General features: G+C 72.0%; 14 protein-coding genes and 2 tRNA genes. 7 read left to right on the forward strand and 9 right to left on the reverse strand.

Annotation, left to right across the window (positions count from 1 at the left end; all coding sequences use genetic code 11):
• Nucleotides 1-10 precede the first annotated feature (10 nt).
• Entirely contained in the window at nucleotides 11-1,636 is a 1,626-nt protein-coding gene (locus tag JOF36_RS01360; RefSeq protein ID WP_210024609.1) for a flavin-containing monooxygenase, read from the forward strand.
• Nucleotides 1,637-1,645: 9 nt separating this feature from the next.
• Here JOF36_RS01360 and JOF36_RS01365 read toward each other — a convergent pair whose 3' ends face one another.
• Nucleotides 1,646-2,569 carry a LysR family transcriptional regulator gene (locus JOF36_RS01365; protein WP_210024610.1) on the reverse strand — a complete coding sequence of 308 codons (924 nt, stop codon included), beginning with the start codon at nucleotides 2,567-2,569 and terminating at the stop codon, nucleotides 1,646-1,648.
• An 85-nt stretch (nucleotides 2,570-2,654) separates the two neighbouring features.
• On the opposite strand from JOF36_RS01365, the gene JOF36_RS01370 reads away from it, so the two are divergent.
• A complete protein-coding gene (locus tag JOF36_RS01370; RefSeq protein WP_210024611.1) occupies nucleotides 2,655-3,839 on the forward strand; it encodes an acyl-CoA dehydrogenase family protein in 1,185 nt (394 codons plus the stop codon).
• Nucleotides 3,836-4,987, forward strand: a complete 1,152-nt coding sequence (locus JOF36_RS01375) for a CaiB/BaiF CoA transferase family protein (RefSeq protein WP_210024612.1) — start codon at nucleotides 3,836-3,838, stop codon at nucleotides 4,985-4,987. Before JOF36_RS01370 ends, JOF36_RS01375 begins: the two co-directional genes overlap by 4 nt.
• Here the strand turns inward: JOF36_RS01375 and JOF36_RS01380 are convergent.
• Nucleotides 4,968-5,495 carry a hypothetical protein gene (locus JOF36_RS01380; RefSeq protein ID WP_210024613.1) on the reverse strand — a complete coding sequence of 176 codons (528 nt, stop codon included), beginning with the start codon at nucleotides 5,493-5,495 and terminating at the stop codon, nucleotides 4,968-4,970. The two genes, JOF36_RS01375 and JOF36_RS01380, sit on opposite strands and share 20 nt — an antisense overlap.
• Before the next feature lie 271 nt (nucleotides 5,496-5,766).
• Here JOF36_RS01380 and JOF36_RS01385 point away from each other — a divergent pair, with 271 nt between their 5' ends.
• Complete coding sequence (locus JOF36_RS01385; RefSeq protein WP_210024614.1) at nucleotides 5,767-8,118, forward strand: arylsulfatase; 2,352 nt, start codon at nucleotides 5,767-5,769, stop codon at nucleotides 8,116-8,118.
• A 16-nt stretch (nucleotides 8,119-8,134) separates the two neighbouring features.
• A complete protein-coding gene (locus JOF36_RS01390) occupies nucleotides 8,135-9,064 on the forward strand; it encodes a formylglycine-generating enzyme family protein (RefSeq protein WP_210024615.1) in 930 nt (309 codons plus the stop codon).
• A 10-nt stretch (nucleotides 9,065-9,074) separates the two neighbouring features.
• On the opposite strand, the gene JOF36_RS01395 is transcribed toward JOF36_RS01390, so the two are convergent.
• From JOF36_RS01395 to JOF36_RS01420, 6 genes are all read right to left on the reverse strand, one after another.
• The gene (locus JOF36_RS01395) at nucleotides 9,075-9,527 is read right to left on the reverse strand and encodes a DUF7144 family membrane protein (protein ID WP_245350609.1); all 453 of its coding nucleotides are present in this window, start codon (nucleotides 9,525-9,527) and stop codon (nucleotides 9,075-9,077) included.
• A gap of 129 nt (nucleotides 9,528-9,656) precedes the next feature.
• Complete coding sequence (locus tag JOF36_RS01400) at nucleotides 9,657-9,914, reverse strand: hypothetical protein (protein ID WP_210024616.1); 258 nt, start codon at nucleotides 9,912-9,914, stop codon at nucleotides 9,657-9,659.
• A gap of 389 nt (nucleotides 9,915-10,303) precedes the next feature.
• Nucleotides 10,304-10,376: transfer RNA gene (locus tag JOF36_RS01405), tRNA-Arg, on the reverse strand.
• 52 nt (nucleotides 10,377-10,428) lie between these two features.
• Nucleotides 10,429-10,518: transfer RNA gene (locus JOF36_RS01410), tRNA-Ser, on the reverse strand.
• A 107-nt stretch (nucleotides 10,519-10,625) separates the two neighbouring features.
• The gene (locus JOF36_RS01415; protein WP_210024617.1) at nucleotides 10,626-12,623 is read right to left on the reverse strand and encodes an acetoacetate--CoA ligase; all 1,998 of its coding nucleotides are present in this window, start codon (nucleotides 12,621-12,623) and stop codon (nucleotides 10,626-10,628) included.
• Between the two features lie 99 nt (nucleotides 12,624-12,722).
• Nucleotides 12,723-13,415 carry a dienelactone hydrolase family protein gene (locus JOF36_RS01420; protein ID WP_210024618.1) on the reverse strand — a complete coding sequence of 231 codons (693 nt, stop codon included), beginning with the start codon at nucleotides 13,413-13,415 and terminating at the stop codon, nucleotides 12,723-12,725.
• 60 nt (nucleotides 13,416-13,475) lie between these two features.
• Here JOF36_RS01420 and hisC point away from each other — a divergent pair, with 60 nt between their 5' ends.
• Entirely contained in the window at nucleotides 13,476-14,534 is a 1,059-nt protein-coding gene (gene hisC, locus JOF36_RS01425) for a histidinol-phosphate transaminase (protein ID WP_210024619.1), read from the forward strand.
• On the opposite strand, the gene JOF36_RS01430 is transcribed toward hisC, so the two are convergent.
• The gene (locus tag JOF36_RS01430) at nucleotides 14,531-15,265 is read right to left on the reverse strand and encodes a response regulator transcription factor (RefSeq protein WP_210024620.1); all 735 of its coding nucleotides are present in this window, start codon (nucleotides 15,263-15,265) and stop codon (nucleotides 14,531-14,533) included. The genes hisC and JOF36_RS01430 overlap by 4 nt on opposite strands.
• A gap of 276 nt (nucleotides 15,266-15,541) precedes the next feature.
• Here JOF36_RS01430 and JOF36_RS01435 point away from each other — a divergent pair, with 276 nt between their 5' ends.
• On the forward strand, nucleotides 15,542-17,116 hold the full coding sequence (locus tag JOF36_RS01435) for a glycoside hydrolase family 16 protein (RefSeq protein ID WP_210024621.1): 1,575 nt from the start codon (nucleotides 15,542-15,544) through the stop codon (nucleotides 17,114-17,116).
• The last annotated feature ends 53 nt before the right edge of the window (nucleotides 17,117-17,169 follow it).

A 17,169-nucleotide genomic window follows, 5' to 3' on the forward strand; every position in this document is an offset into this window, starting at 1 on the left:
TGGAGCATCCATGAGCACCATTCGCACCGCGGACGTCGACGCGATCGTCATCGGCGCCGGTTTCGGCGGCATCTACATGCTGCACAAGTTGCGCAACGAGCTCGGTCTGACCGTGCAGGGCTTCGAGAAGGGCGGCGGTGTCGGCGGCACCTGGTACTTCAACCGCTACCCCGGCGCCAAGTCCGACACCGAGGGCTTCGTCTACCGCTACTCCTTCGACAAGGACCTGTTGCAGGAGTGGGACTGGACCACCCGCTACCTGGACCAGCCCGACGTCCTCGCCTACCTCGAGCACGTCGTCGACCGCTACGACCTGCGCCGCGACATCGCGCTGAACACCGAGGTGACCGGCGCCGCGTTCGACGAGGACACCGACCTGTGGACGGTGACCACCGCCGACGGGAGGAGCCTGACCAGCCGCTACGTCGTGAACGGACTCGGCCTGCTGGCCAGGAGCAACATCCCCGACATCCCGGGCCGGGACGGCTTCGCCGGGCGGCTCGTACACACCAACGCCTGGCCGGACGACCTCGACATCACCGGCAAGCGGGTCGGCGTGATCGGCACCGGCTCCACCGGGACGCAGTTCATCGTGGCGGCGGCCGAGATGGCCGGGCACCTCACCGTCTTCCAGCGCACACCGCAGTACGTCGTCCCGTCGGGCAACGGCCCCGTCGACCGGTCCGAGGTCGACGCCGCCAAGGAGAACTTCGACGCCATCTGGGACCAGGTCCGCAACTCCGTGGTCGGCTTCGGGTTCGAGGAGAGCGGCGTCGAGGCGATGAGCGTGTCCGCCGACGAGCGCCGGCGGGTGTTCCAGGAGAACTGGGACAAGGGCAACGGCTTCCGGTTCATGTTCGGCACGTTCGCCGACATCGCCACCGACCCGGAGGCCAATGCCGCCGCCGCGGAGTTCATCCGCTCGAAGATCGCCGAGATCGTCGAGGACCCGGAGACCGCCCGTGCGCTCACCCCGACCGACCTCTACGCCAAGCGTCCGCTGTGCAACGAGGGCTACTACGAGACCTTCAACCGCGACGACGTCGAGCTGGTCCCGATCAAGGAGAACCCGATCCAGGAGATCACGCCGGCCGGTGTCCGCACCGCCGACGGGGTCATCCACGAGCTCGACGTCCTGGTGTTCGCCACCGGGTTCGACGCGGTCGACGGCAACTACCGGGCGATGGACCTGCGCGGTCGCGGGGGCCGCCACATCGACGAGCACTGGACCGACGGCCCGACCAGCTACCTGGGCCTGTCGAAGTCCGGCTTCCCGAACATGTTCATGATCCTCGGCCCGAACGGGCCGTTCACCAACCTGCCGCCCAGCATCGAGACCCAGGTCGAGTGGATCGGCGGGCTGATCGGCGACGCCGAGCGGCGCGGGATCCGCACCGTCGAGCCGACCCCGGAGGCCGAGGACGGCTGGACCGCCACCTGCACCGAGATCGCCAATATGACCCTGTTCCCGAAGGCCGACTCGTGGATCTTCGGAGCCAACATCCCGGGCAAGCAGAACGCCGTCATGTTCTACATGGCCGGGATCGGCGCCTACCGGCAGAAGCTCGCCGAGGTCGCCGGGAACGGCTACGAGGGTTTCGAGCGGATCACCGACGACGAGACCGCGGGCGTCTGACCCGCGTCGTCATCGTCGCCGGGGGACGTCGGGCCGGCCGCCGTCCCCCGGCAGGATCTCGGTCGAGGTCTGCAGCACCCGCTCCAGCACGGCCGAGTCGTCGTCACGACGCCAGATCAGGAAGACGTCGATCGTGGGCAGCGGGTCGGCGATCTCACGGACGCGGACACCATCGAGCGGGAGGTGCGCGACGGCGCTCGCGGTGGTGAAGTGCAGGCCGACCCCGGCCGAGACCAGCGCCGTGCACGTCCAGGAGTCGGGCGCGGTCTGGACGATCCGGGGCGCGAAGCCGGCGGCGCGGCAGTGCTCGACGAACATCGTCCGCACCGCCGACCCGAACGACTCGGGGAACGCGATGAGCGGCTCGTCGCGGAGGTCGGCGATCCGGACCTCGTCGGCGTCGGCGAGCCGGTGGGCCACGGGCACGGCCACGACGCACCGCTCCCGGGCGACGCTGCGGCTGGTCACGCCCACGGGCGGGGCGGCGAACCGGGCCAGCGCCAGGTCCGACTCCCCCTCGAGCAGTTCGGTGATCGCCGTCGCGCCGTAGCGGCCGGGCAGGAACTCCAGGTCGAGCAGCGGATGCTGCTCACGGACGGCGCGGGCGAGCTGCCCGACCGTCGCGTGGGCCGAGGGCCCGGCGAAGGAGATCCGGACCCGGCCGCTGCGGCCGTCGCGCGCTGCGGCGACCGCGGCCCGTGCCTCGTCGGCGCGGGCCAGCAGCGCGTGCGCGTGCGGGACCAGTGCGGCACCGGCCGGGGTGAGCTCGACCCGCCGGGTGGTGCGCCGGAACACCTCCGCACCGAGCTCGGACTCCAGGGCCCGCACGGTGCGGCTCAGGTGCGGCTGCCCCAGGTGCAGCCGTGCCGCCGCACGTCCGAAGTGCAGCTCCTCGGCGATCGTGACGAAGACCTGCAGCTTCTGTGTGTCCATGCGGCCCCCACTGATGCCTCTGCTGCAACAATAGCCGCAATATTGGTATTGGACATACGATGGATCGCGGTCGAACATCGGGGGCATGACCGAGACAGCGCCGTCGTCCTCCGACGTGTCCGCCGACGACTTCCGCCTCATCCAGCAGCAGGTCCGGGAGTTCATCCGGTCCGCGGTCGTCCCGCGCGAGAACGAGATCATGCGCGAGGACCGGGTACCCGACGATCTGCGTGCCGCCGCGGCCGAGATGGGCCTGTTCGGTTACGCGATCCCCGCCGAGTGGGGCGGGATCGGGCTGGACCTGGTCCAGGACGTCGAGCTCGCGATGGAGTTCGGCTACACCACGCTGTCGCTGCGGTCGATGTTCGGCACCAACAACGGCATCGCCGGCCAGGTGCTGGTCAACTTCGGCACCGACGGGCAGAAGAAGCAGTGGCTGGAGCGGATCGCCTCCGGTGAGGTCGTCGCCTCGTTCGCCCTCACCGAGCCCGGTGCCGGGTCGAACCCCGCCGGGCTGCGCACCCGCGCCCGCCTCGACGGGGACGCCTGGGTGATCGACGGGCAGAAGCAGTTCATCACCAACGCGCCGTCGGCGAGCCTGTTCGTGGTCTTCGCCCGCTACGCCGACGCCGAACCCGGCAAGCCGGGCATCGCCGTGTTCCTCGTCCCCGCGGACACGCCCGGCGTCACCGTCGGCCCGAAGGACGCCAAGATGGGCCAGGAGGGCTCGGCGACCTCCGACGTGCACTTCGACAATGTCCGCGTACCGGCGGACGCGCTGGTCGGCGGGGACGCCGCGGCCGGCTACAAGGCCGCGATGACCTCGCTGGCCCGCGGCCGGGTGCACATCGCGGGCCTGGCCGTCGGCACCGCGCAGCGCGCGCTGGACGAGTCCGTCGCCTACGCCACCCAGAACACCCAGGGCGGGCAGCGGATCGGCGACTTCCAGCTCGTGCAGGCCATGCTCGCCGACATGCAGACCGGTGTGCTCGCCGGCCGCGCGATGGTCCGCGACGCCGCCCGCGCCTACGTCGACGGCAGCGACCGCCGCATCGCCCCGTCGGCGGTGAAGCTGTTCTGCACCGAGATGGTCGGCAAGGTCGCCGACCTCGCCGTCCAGGTGCACGGCGGTGCCGGCTACATGCGCGAGATCCCGGTCGAGCGGATCTACCGCGACGTCCGGCTGCTGCGCCTCTACGAGGGCACCAGCGAGATCCAGCGCCTCATCGTCGGTGGCGGCCTCGTCCGGCAGGCGGTGGCGCAGTCGTGACCCTGCCGCTCGCCGGGTACACCGTCGTCGCACTCGAGCAGGCCGTCGCCGGGCCGATCGCCACCCGTCACCTGGCCGATCTCGGCGCCCGCGTCGTCAAGATCGAACGGCCCGGTGAGGGCGACTTCGCCCGCCACTACGACGACGCCGTGCAGGGCCTGGCCACCCACTTCGTCTGGCTCAACCGCGGCAAGGAGTCCCTGGCCGTCGACCTGAAGTCCGAGCGCGGCATCCGGGTCGTGCGCGAGCTCATCGCCCGGTCCGACGTGTTCCTGCACAACACCGCTCCCGGCGCCGTCGACCGGCTCGGGCTCGACGCCGACACCCTGCGCGCCGCCGACCCGCGCCTGGTCGTGGTCAACATCTCCGGCTACGGCACCAGCGGGCCGCGCACCGACCGCAAGGCCTACGACATGCTCGTCCAGGCCGAGGCCGGGATGGTGTCGGTCACCGGCACCCCGGACGCCGCGGCCAAGACCGGCGTGCCCAATGCCGACATCGCCGCCGGGCTCTACTCCGCCATGTCCGTGCTCAGCGCGTTGCTGCGCCGCGAACGCACCGGCGAGGGCGCCGTCGTCGACGTCTCGATGTTCGACGCCGCCGTCGAGTGGATGGGCCACCCGCTCTACATGCAGCTCTACGGTGGCCGGCAGATCCCGCGGATGGGCCTCAGCCACGCCGCGATCGCCCCCTACGACGCCTACCCCACCGCCGACGGGCAGATCCTCATCGGCGTCCAGAACGACCGCGGCTGGCGCACCCTGGTCACCGACGTGTTCGACGACCCCGACCTCGCCGACGACCCCCGCTTCGTGACCAACGTCGAACGCGTCCGCAACCGCGCCGCCTGCGACGCGGCCGTCGGCGGGCACACCGTCCGCCGGAAGACCGCCGAGCTCGACGAGCGTCTCGCCGCTGCCGGGATCCCGGCCGCCCAGGTCAACGGCACCGCCGAGCTCGTCGAGCACCCGCAGCTGCGCGAGCGCGACCGGTGGCGCACCGTCGCCACCGAGGCCGGCGACATCCACGGTCTCCTGCCGCCGATGACCTACCGCGACGTCGAGCTGCCGATGGGCCCGGTGCCCGCGCTGGGCGAGCACAACGACCGCATCCTCGACGAGCTCGGGCTCAGTGCAGCGCGGCCTTGAGCACGATGATGACCCCACCCACGACGACCGAGGCGACGACCAACGCCACCTGCACGGCGATGCCGCGTCCCGCGACGCGGCTCGCCACGACGCTGCACACGGTCAGCGATCCGACCCCGAGCCAGAGCGCCACGTCGATGCCGACCTGGACATCGAGCCCCGCGAGGTCGGCCGCCAGCAGGGCGAGGCCGGCGAGCAGGCCGGGGGCCGCGGCCGCCGAGCAGGTCCGGAGTTCGTGACGGACGGCGCCGGCCCCGAGCCGGTGGGCAGCAGCGAGGGACGACGAGAGAAGCCCGGCGTACGCCTCCGCGAAGAAGATCACGACTCCGGTACCCACGACCGTCACGACGGCCTGGCCCAGACCGGTCTCGTGATCACCGAGATAGGCCAGGACCGACATCGCGAAGATCGTTCCGGTCAGCGCCGAGCGGGTGCGGGCCAGGGCATTCACCGTCAGTCGCTCGGCCGCGGTTCCTCCGGCGGCGTCGTCACCACGCGTCGTGACCAACTCGGCTCCCTCCGGAGATGCCGGCCCGGATAGCGCCGGCGGCCTCGACCACGTGCCGATCCTGGTCCGCCGCGACCGCGTGCGCGCCACCCGCACCGGGCGAGCTCACCCACGCCGGGCTGCGCTCGCCCGGATCCCGCCCCCGGTTCGAGCAGCCGCGGGCGGCCTGCGGAAATCACCTCGTGGGGGTGAGGTCCCGCCGGTCGGCAGCAGTGTTCGCTCACCGCATGAGCGTGCCGAGCAGCGGCTGCTCGGGTGGGAGGGCACGACCATGGCGTTGACGGAGTACCCGCCGGGCACGGCGTTCCCCGGCCGGATCGGCCGGACGACCGACGAGTCGGTCCCCGCCTGGCCCCGGCCGGTGCGGGCGGCCCCGGGCTCCCCCAACGTGATCATCATCGTCCTGGACGACACCGGGTTCGGCCAGCTCGGCTGCTACGGCAGCCCGATCGCCACGCCGCACCTGGACTCGCTCGCGTCCTCCGGCCTGCGGTACGACCGCATGCACACCACGGCGCTCTGCTCCCCGTCGCGGTCGTGCGTCGTCACCGGACGCAACCACCACGCCAACGGCATGGCCGCGATCACCGAGCTGGCCACCGGCTACCCGGGCTACGACGGCAACATCCCGTTCGAGAACGGGTTCCTGTCCGAGATGTTGCAGCAGCACGGCTACAGCACCTACATGATCGGCAAGTGGCACCTGATGCCGTCCGAGCAGGAGTCCGCTGCCGGGCCCTACGACCGCTGGCCGCTCGGGCGCGGCTTCGACCGCTTCTACGGGTTCCTGGGCGGTGACACCAGCCAGTGGTATCCCGACCTCGTCCACGACAACCATCAGGTGGAGCCGCCGCGCAGCCCGGACGAGGGCTACCACCTGACCGAGGACCTCGCCGACCACGCCATCTCGTTCATCGCCGACGCGAAGCAGGTGGCTCCGGACAAGCCCTTCTACCTGCACTTCTGCCCCGGCGCGACGCATGCGCCGCACCACGTGGCCCGGGAATGGGCGGACATGTACCGGGGACGCTTCGACGACGGGTGGGACGCCTACCGCCGGGAGACGTTCGCACGGCAGAAGGAGTGGGACGTGGTCCCGGCCGACGCCGAGCTCTCGCGGCACGACCCGGACGTCCCCGAGTGGGAGTCGCTCCCGGCCGACGCCCGCACACTGGCCGCGCGGATGATGGAGGTGTTCGCCGGGTTCCTGTCGCACACCGACGCGCAGATCGGGCGGCTGCTCGACCACCTCCGCGAGACCGACGAGCTCGACAACACGCTGATCATGGTCGTCTCCGACAACGGAGCCAGTGCCGAGGGCGGGGTCACCGGCACCACCAACGAGACGCAGTTCTTCAACAACGCGCCGGAGTCGCTGGAGGACAGCCTGGCCAAGCTCGACGAGCTGGGCGGGCCGAACACGTTCAACCACTATCCGTGGGGCTGGACCTGGGCGGGCAACACCCCGTTCCGGCGGTGGAAGCGGGAGACCTACCGCGGTGGTGCGAGCGACCCGTTCCTGGTGCACTGGCCCGCCGGCATGTCGGCCCGCGGCGAGGTGCGCCGGCAGTACGCGCACATCATCGACATGGTCCCGACCGTCCTGGACGTGCTGGGCCTCGAGCCACCCGCGACCATCCGCGGCGTCACCCAGTCGCCGTTGCACGGCGTCAGCTTCGCCCACACCTTCGACGATCCCGACGCCCCGACCCGCCACCACACGCAGTACTTCGAGATGTTCGGCCACCGGGCGATCGACCACGACGGCTGGCGGGCGGTCTGCCCGTGGCCGGGCCCGTCCTTCGCCGAGGCCGATCTGCCGTTCGGCGCCGCGATCACGGCCGACACGCTGGCGATGCTCGACGCCGAACGCTGGGAGCTCTACCACTCGGCCGAGGACTTCGCGGAGAACCACGACGTCGCCGCCGAGCACCCCGGCAAGCTGATCGAGCTGATCGCCCGGTGGTACGTCGAGGCCGGCCGGTACGACGTGCTGCCCGTCGACGGCAGCGCGGTGCAGCGGCTGCTGACCGAGCGCCCGCAGCTCACCGAGGCGCGCACCAGCTACACGTTCTGGCCCGGAACCGCCGTCGTGCCCGGCTCGGTCGCCCCGCGGATGTACAACCGCCCGCACAGCATCACCGCCGACGTCGACATCCCACAGGGCGGGGCGGAGGGGGTGCTGCTCTGCCAGGGCGCCAACAGCGGTGGGTTCACCTTCTACGTCCGCGACCAGCGGCTGCACTACGCCCACAACTACGTCAGCCGTGCGGTCCACCAGGTGTCGGCACCCGATCCGCTGACCGAGGGCAAGCACCTGCTCCGGTTCGAGTTCGAGCCCACCGGCGCCCCGGACCTCGCCCAGGGCAGGGGTTCCCCGGGCCGGGCCCAGCTGTACGTCGACGGTGACCTCGTCGCGCAGGCCGACCTGCCCGTCACCGTCCCGATCATGTACAACCCCGGCGGGATGACGTGCGGGGCCAACCCCGGGGCGCCGATCGTGGAGGCGTACACGGCCCCGTTCCGGTTCACCGGGGTGCTGCGCAGCGTGACCGTCGACGTGAGCGGCGAACTCGTCGTCGACAGCGCGGCGGAGATGCGGATGGCTCTCTCCCGGCAATGAGCGAGCGGACCGGGCGATGAGCGAGCGGACCGACGTTCCCGGGTGCTGCGGCGCGGCCACCCATCGGCGCGACGCCGTGGCGGCGCCGGAGCGAGATCGCCTCGCCGGCGCCGCGCATCCGGCGCCGGCTCGTTCGCTCCCGGTGCTGCCCGCGGCCACGTACGAGATGGGCTCCGCCGAGCAGCGCTACCCGGCCGACGGCGAGGGCCCGCCGCGGACCGTTCACGTCGAGGCGTTCCGGATCGCCCCGCACGCCGTCAGCAACGTCGAGTTCGCGGCCTTCGTCGCCGCGACCGGCTACCTGACCACGGCGGAGTGGACCGGGTCGTCCTTCGTGTTCGCCGGGCTACTGCCCGACGCCTTCCCACCGACGCGGGCGGTGGCCGCCGCGCCCTGGTGGCGGGAGGTGCCGGGCGCCTGCTGGCACCGGCCCGAGGGCGGCACCTCGGACGTCGGCGACCGGGCCGGCCATCCGGTCGTCCACGTGTCGTGGCTGGACGCGCGCGAGTACTGCCGGTGGGCCGGCGGGAGGTTGCCCGGAGAGGCCGAATGGGAGTATGCGGCGCGCGGTGGGCTCGACGGGGCCCGCTACCCGTGGGGCGACGAGCTGACGCCCGGCGGCGAGCACCGGATGAACGTCTTCCAGGGCCGGTTCCCCGGCCACGACACCGGAGCGGACGGCTTCGCCGGCACCGCACCCGTCGACGCGTTCCCGGCCAACGGCCACGGACTGCACAACATGACCGGGAACGTGTGGGAGTGGTGCGCCGACCGGTTCGGGCGCACCCGGCCCGGCCGGCGGACCATGCGCGGGGGCTCCTACCTCTGCCACGAGTCCTACTGCTGGCGTTACCGGTGCGCCGCGCGCAGCGCGAACACACCCGACAGCAGTGCCGGGAACATCGGTTTCCGGCTGGCGGCCGACGTGGACACCGTCGCCGGGTGATCGTCCCGGCTCAGGCGTCGGCGGGATCCCGGTAGAGGCAGAGTGCGGCGATCACGAAGACGTTGAGCACGATGATCAGCAGCGACCACATCGGGTAGTAGGGGATGAACAGGAAGTTCGCGAACATGCTCAGGGCAGCGAGCGTGATCCCGACCGCCCGGCCCCAGGCCCGGCCGGCCCGCACCGCGGCACCCGCGGCAGCGACGAGGATCCCGACCAGCAGGTGGATCCAGCCCCACGCCGTCAGGTCGAAGGCGAACGCGTACTCGGCGCCGACCACGAACACCTCGTTGCGGAACAACGCCACGATCCCCTCGATCGCACCGAAGATCCCCGCAATGATCATCATGACCCCGGCGAAGGACGCCAGGCCGGTCGTCCACGACGCCGGTGGCGCCCCCTGCGGTCGCACGGTCGGCGCGACCTGGTTCTCGACGGACGCTGAGTACTGGGGCTGAGACATCCGGTACCTCCCGGGGACGCGGACCTGTGACCTCGGACCAGCGTCGTGCCGCGAGGCCGGATCCTCGTCATCCGCAGCGGGTGAGTCTTCGGTGTTCCGGGCCGCGAGCCGGAGGCAGGCGCACCGGTCCTACAACCCGAGCGGGCCGTCCCCGTCACGCCGGTGCTCGAGCGCCTGCGCATGACGGAGGCGCGCCGCACGGTCCGCGGCCTGCCGGACGTCGCACGGGAACCGGCGTCGGCCTGACTGCGGACCCGGGCACGCCAGGCAGTAGCCGCCGTCATCGTCGACGTGCTGCGACAGGATCAGATCCAGCAGGCCCGGCTGGTCGAGCATGAAGGTGACCAGCACGTCATCGTCGGCCGCGTACGGGGACGGCTCGGTCACCTTCACCGGTCGGCCCGCAGCACGAGACCCTGCCGGTGCCCGCGGACGGCACGGCGCCGATGCCGGTGCAGACCGGCACGACATCGCGGACGGAACGGGCGAAGTAGCGCAGCGAGAAGGTGCATGCACAGACCGTCGCGGCACCACGCAACTCACCAGCTTGTGGACAGCGTCGTCCTCACACCCTTTCTCGCCACGTCACACCCGTTGCAGCAGGTGTGAGGCGATGCAAAGGGGTGTGAACCGGGACGGGAGGTACGCGCGGCGACCGTGTGGGAGGCGGGCCAGGGCGCTCAGGGGCAGCGCAACCGCCAGACCTTCACGCAGCACCCCGCCGAAAAAGACTTAGCCCTGACCGCTGTCGCTGGTCAGGGCTAGAGTCCTGTGTGTGCGCCCGAAGGGATTCGAACCCCTAACCTTCTGATCCGTAGTCAGATGCTCTATCCGTTGAGCTACGGGCGCATGCTTCTTCAGTTGTTGGTCACGCCAGGCCGGTGGGCCCGCCGCGCCAGCGCGGAGGCTCCGGGATTTGAACCCGGGATGGGGGGTTACCCCAAACCGCATTAGCAGTGCGGCGCCATAGACCAGACTAGGCGAAGCCTCCCCGGTGCCTCACGGCCACCAGCGAGAACAACACTACACGGCACCTCAACCCGCTTCGATCCGGGGGCCCGATGATCGACCGCCCCCGGATCGAAGCAGGTCAGGGCCTCAAGAGCGGGCCAGCTCCACGAACGGCGCCAGCGACTCCGGGTTCTGCAGGGCGCCCGCCGACACGGCCCGGTCCGGCGCCGTGCCGGAGAGGATCTTCTTGACCGGGACCTCGCACTTCTTGCCGTTCAGCGTGCGCGGCACCGCATCCACCACGATGAACCGGTCCGGCACGTGCCGGGGCGAGAGCTCCTTGCGCAGGGCGGTCCGCAGCGTCGGCTCGATCTCCTCGAGCGACACCCCCTCGTCGAGCACCAGGAAGCAGAGCAGCGCGCCCTCCTCCCGTTCGCCCAGCGCGGTCGTGTCGATCACGAGGCAGTCGGCGACGCCGTCGATGTTCTCGACGACCGAGTAGAAGTCCGCGGTGCCCATCCGGACCCCGCCGCGGTTCAGCGTGGAGTCCGAGCGCCCGTAGATCACGTACGAGTTGCGCGGGGTCCGCCGCACCCAGTCGCCGTGCCGCCAGTTGCCCGGGAAGTCCTCGTAGTACGCCTCGCGCAGCCGGCTGCCGTCCGGGTCGTTCCAGAACATGACCGGCATGGACGGCGTCGGCGTCGTGATGACCAGCTCGCCGACGTCGTCGAGCAGGTCGGTGCCGTCCTCGGCGACGGACCGGACGTCGGCCCCCAGTGCCGCGACCGACAGCTCCCCGAGCCACACCGGCACGGTCGGCGCGCTCGTCAGGAACGCCGCACAGACGTCGGTGCCACCGGAGACCGAGCAGATCTGGATGTGCTTCCCCGCAGCCTCGCCGATCCAGCGGAAGCCCTCGACCGACAGCGGCGCCCCGGTGGAACCGATCGCCTTCATCGCGGAGAGGTCGTGGTCGTCGCCGGGGCGCAGGCCGGCCTTCATACAGGACTGCACGTACGGCGCGGACACCCCGAACAGCGACACCCGGTGCTTCGCCGCGAGCGCCCACAGCGCGCCCAGGTCCGGGTGGCCGGGGCTGCCGTCGTACATCACGATCGTCGCGCCCACCAGCAGGCCGCCGATCAGGAAGTTCCACATCATCCAGCCGGTCGTGGTGAACCAGAAGAACCGCTCCCCCGGCCCCAGCCCGTGCTGCAGGCGCATCGCCTTGAGGTGCTCCAGCACGATCCCGCCGTGCCCGTGCACGATGCCCTTCGGCAGCCCGGTCGTGCCGGACGAGTACAGCACCCACAGCGGGTGGTCGAACGGCACCGCGGTGAACTCCAGCGGGCCGGGCTCGGCGGTGAACTCCGCCCACGGCGTCGTGCCCTCCAGCGTGGCGGCCTCGTCCAGATAGGGCACGAGCACCGTCTGCCGCAGCGAGGGCATCTGCCGCGCCAGGTTCGCGACGTTCTCGCGGACGTCGAAGCCCTTGCCGTTGTAGCGGTAGCCGTCGACCGCGACGAGCACCGCGGGCTCGATCTGGGCGAACCGGTCGTGCACCGCGCGGGCTCCGAAGTCCGGCGAGCACGACGACCAGATCGCGCCGAGGCTCGCCGCGGCCAGGAACACCACCAGGGTCTCGACCGAGTTCGGGGCGAGCGCGACGACCCGGTCGCCCTTCCCGACGCCGGCGCGGACCAGCCCGGCGCGGGCCCGGCCCACCTGTTCGCGCAGCTCGGCGTGGGTCACGGTGCGTTCCAGACCGTCCTCACGGACGAACTCGACGGCCACGTTGTCGTCCTGGCGGCCCGGGCCCGGCGTCAGCGCGTGCTCGGCGTAGTTCAGCGTCGAGCCCGGGAACCACTGCGCGCCCGGCATGTCCCGCGAGCCCAGCGTCGCGGTGGGCCGGTCGTGGAACAGCACCCCGGAGTGGTCGGCGACGGCGGCCCAGAAGCCCTCGAGGTCGGAGACCGACCAGTCGTGCAGCTGCCGGTAGTCCGTGACATCGGTGATCGGCGCGCCACGCTCGTCGCGGGCCCAGGTCGCGAACGCGACGATCTCGGTGTGCGGCACCTCGGCCGGGTCCGGGCGCCACAGCAGCTCGGGGACATCCGGGTCGGTCACGGTCTGCGCAGACGACATGGGTCCAGCTTCCCCGACCCGCCCGGCCGCACACCAGTGGTCACGGACCACAGCCGGGGCGTCGGGCCGGGCGCGGAACACGTCGCCGCACCGGCGGCCTCAGCGCAGGTGGGCGCCGAACCAGTTGAGGACCCGCTCCCAGGCCTCGGCGGCCGACTTCGGGTCGTCGTCGAAGCGGTAGCCGGTCGCCGGGTAGACGACGACGTCGGTCGCCATCCCCGACTTCTCCGCGGCGTCGCGCAGCCGGTCGACGGCGTCGCTGTCGGAGCCCTCGGAGTAGATCCCCAGCCACGGGCAGGTCAGCTCGGGCGCCGTCTCGACCAGCGCCGGGATACTCCGCGACGGCGAGCTCTCCACCCCTTCCCCGGCGACGGTGACCGCTGCGCCCATGATCCGGTTCGCCGCCACGTGCAGCGCCACCGTCCCGCCGATGTCGAACCCGAGCACACCCATCCGGTCGGCCTCGACCCCGTTGTCGGCCAGCCAGCCGAACGCGGTGTCGCAGTCGTCCATCACCTGCTCCGGTTCGAGCCGGCCCAGCTGCTCGGCCACCTCGGCGTCGGTGCCGGAACCGAGATCGTCGGCGTCGTCGCGGTGGTAGAGGTGCGGCGCGACGGCCAGCCAGCCGTCGTGGGCCAGGCCGGTCACCAGCAGTCGCACGGAGTCGGTCACCCCGCGGGCCTCCTGGAGCACGACGACGCCGCCGCGAGCAGGCCCGTCGGGTTCGGCGACCGTCAGCCGCAGCTCGCTGCCGTCGGTGAGCGGAACGCCCTCGGTGCGGGTTGCGGTCATGCGATCACTCAACCAGAGCAACCGCCCGCGTTTCGACCCCCGGGCGATACCGTTGTCCGCATGACGCTGATCCGTCCCGACCTGGACACCCTGCCCGCCTACGTGCCGGGCCGCACCGTCCCCGGGGCGATCAAGCTGGCGAGCAACGAGGTCGCGGACCCGCCGCCGCCGGTCGTCCTGGACGCGATCGCCCGGGCGGCCGCCGCCGGGAACCGCTATCCCGATCTCGGCGTCGTCGAGCTGACCGACCGCATCGCCCGGGTCCACGACCTCGCGCCGGAACGGATCGCCGTCGGGTGCGGGTCGGTGACGATCTGCCAGCAGCTGGTGCAGATCAGCTGCCTCGGCCCCGGTGACGAGGTGATGTTCGCGTGGCGCTCGTTCGAGGCGTACCCGATCGTCACCCGGATCGGCGGGGCGGAGGTCCGCACCGTGCCGCTCGACGACGGTTTCCGGCACGACCTCGACGCGATGGCCGCCGCGGTCACCGACCGGACCCGGCTGGTGTTCGTCTGCAGCCCGAACAACCCGACCGGGCCTGCCGTGCGCCGCGACGAGTTCGTCCGTTTCCTGCACGCCGTCGGGCCGGACGTCCTGGTGGCCCTGGACGAGGCCTACGCCGAGTACGTCACCGATCCGGACGCCGTCAGCGGGCGCCCGCTGCTCGACGAGCACCCCAACCTGGTGGTGCTGCGGACGTTCTCGAAGGCCTACCGGCTGGCCGGGCTGCGGGTCGGCTACGCGCTGGCGTCGGCCGGGGTCGCGACAGCACTGCGCAAAGTCGCTCCGCCGTTCGGCGTCAGCTCGGTCGCCCAGGCCGGCGCGATCGCCGCGCTGGAGCACCGCGACGAGATCCTCGCCGGCTGCTCGGGCGTCGTCGCCGAGCGCGACCGGGTCGCGGCCGCGCTGCGCGACCTCGGCTTCACGGTGCCCGACGCCCAGGCGAACTTCGTCTGGCTGCCGCTCGGCGACCGGGCCGCCGAGTTCGCGACGCACTGCGGCGAGCGGAAGGTGATCGTGCGGCCGTTCCAGCCCGACGGCGTCCGCGTGACGATCTCCACGCCGCAGGAGAACGACACCCTGCTGGACGTCGCGTCGTCCTTCCCCGGCCCGCGCTAACCGTCGAGCTGGTAGCCGGTGCCGCGGACGGTCCGGATCCGGTCCGGCCCGATCTTGCGGCGCAGGTAGGAGATGTAGACCTGCACCAGGTTCGCCGAGACCGGCTCGGACCAGGCGCTGCGGGCGAGCTCGTCGTGCGTGACGACCTCGCCCGCCCGCTCGGCGAGCGCGACCAGCAGCGCGTACTCGGTGGGCGACAGGGCGACCCGGCGACCGTCGGCGAACACCTGGCCCGCGTCGACGTCCAGCGACAGTCCGCCGTGGCCGAGCACGGTCGGCGCGGGTAGCCCGGCCGCCGCACGCAGCCGCAGCCGGATCCGCGCGGCGAGCTCGTCGGGCGCGAACGGGCGGATGAGGAAGTCGTCCCGGTCGCCGCGGAGCAGGCTGAGCACGCCGACCCGCCGCTCGCGGGGGACCACCGTGATCACCGGTGTCGGCGGCGACTCGGCCTGCACCGCACCGAGCAGCACCGACGGGTCGGGCCCGGGGAGTTCCATGTCGAGGACCAGCAGGTCCGCGCGGCCGGCCCGGACGGTGTCGAGCAGCTCGATGCCGTCGGAGGCGATGGCGAGATCGATCCCCTCGGCCGCGAGGTCCCTGCCCAGCCCACGGCCGAGCGAGACGGACGTCGCGGACGGCGGCAGGGCGAGCAGCACGGTCAGCGGCCGGGACGGGGAGCGCGGCGCCGGGACGGGGAGGGACGGAGCGACGGGGGGAGCCTGGTCGTTCACGGTTCCTGATAAGGGGTTCGGGGAGCTGGGGGGAGCATCCGGCCACTGTCGCGCGATCGACAGTCGGTCACAATCGGCTAACGGTGCGACGCGCAGCCTCGGTGCCCACCGATCGGGGGTACCTGAGAACCAAACTGCTCCGTTCGGCGCAGATTCTGTACCGTTTTGACCGAATACTGCTGATCATCGCTCAGCGACGACCTGTCGGCGCGGGGAAGCAACCACCCTTCTCAGCGAGGGTGTTCACACTCGGTCACTCTACTTAGAGTCCCGGTCATGCAACGGAAGACTTCCGCTGCGGCTGATCGGATCGACCCCCGGGATCTGATCGAGCGGGTCGCCGCAGAGCACAGCTCCCCCTCTGTGCCGTCCCCACGGGCAGGACGTTCCGCGTCCGCCGCCGTCCCCGCCACGACCCTGTTGCAGGGTGCGGTGACCGCCTCCGGGCGGCACCGGCGCGTGTGGACCGACGACGACACCGGTGCCGCTGCGGCGGATTCCCCCACCGGTGGCGTCGGACGTGCGGACCGTGCGTCGGACGGCACGGCCACCGAGGTCCGGGTGACCACGACGGCGCTTCCCGCCGGCGACGCGAGCCCGTGGGCACCGCGCCCACCGGCCGGGTCGTTCCCACCCCCGGATGACGACGGTGTGCCCGAGACCAGCGGGACCACGATCGCCGGCCTGCACGAGGACGACGCCGAACCGGCGGGCGACGACCCGGTCGCCGAACCGGCGGGCGGCGGCTCCGTCGTCGAGATCGACCGGGCCGGCTCCCCCCGCCGGTCCGCGGTCCGCCGGTTCGCCCCGCTCGGCGTGGGCGCCGCCGCACTCCTCGCAGCGACGATGGTGGTGACGCTGCTGCAGCCCGGGACCGAGGACCCGTCGCTGAGCACCACGCTGGTCGACGCGTCCCGCCGCTCGGTCTCGGAAGGGGTCGGCGCCGCCACCTCGGGCATCGGCGACGGCGGTGGGTCCCGGCTGGCCGACGCCGCGGGAGGCGCGTCCGGCCAGATCGGCCCGGCGATCGCCGCGGCCGAGGCCGCCGAGCGCCGGGACGAGGAACGGAGCAGCCGGGCCACGTCGGACACGCAGGACGGCTCCTCCGGATCGGGCTCCGGCGCGACGTCCGGATCGGAGTCCGGACCGGGGTCCGGCGAGGGCTCCGCACCGGCCGCCGGCGGCGGTGGCGTCGCCGAGGCCGCCCAGGTCGCGGGCCAGGGTGTTCAGGCCGCGCTGGCGAAGGGCTGGCAGGCGATCGGCGGGGACGAGTTCACCGGCTCGTCGCTCGGTGAGAACTGGTCCGCCTACGACGGCCCCGGCCACGACGGCAACGGTCGTCGTACACCGGACGCGGTGTCGGTCGAGAACGACAACCTCGTGATCCGCGGTGACTCCGAGGGCAACACCGGTGGCATCGCCTGGGGCGAACCCCAGAAGTACGGCAAGTGGGAGATGCGGGCCAAGTTCCCGGCCGGCGACAAGCAGTACCACCCGGTACTGCTGCTGTGGCCGAGCGAGGTCTCCTGGCCGGAGGGCGGCGAGGTCGACTTCGCCGAGACCACCAGCGCGAGCGACGACGTGTCGTTCTTCCTGCACTACGGGTCGGACAACTCGCAGAAGGACGCGAAGAAGGCCCTCGACATCACCCAGTGGAACAACTACGCCGTCGAGTGGACCCCGGACGCGATCATCGGCTACATCAACGGCGAGGAGTGGTTCCGCTCCGAGGACCCGAACACGCTGCCCCCGGGCCCGATGCACGCCACGGTCCAGCTGGACTACTTCCCCGAGGGCGGATCACCCGAGCCCAGCGAGATGCACGTGGCCTGGATGCGCCAGTACTCCTGACCCGCACCACGAGACCGCCCGCCGCCCGGCGCTCCCCACCGGACGGCGGGCGG

Source organism: Pseudonocardia parietis, from assembly GCF_017876315.1.
GTDB lineage: Bacteria > Actinomycetota > Actinomycetes > Mycobacteriales > Pseudonocardiaceae > Pseudonocardia > Pseudonocardia parietis.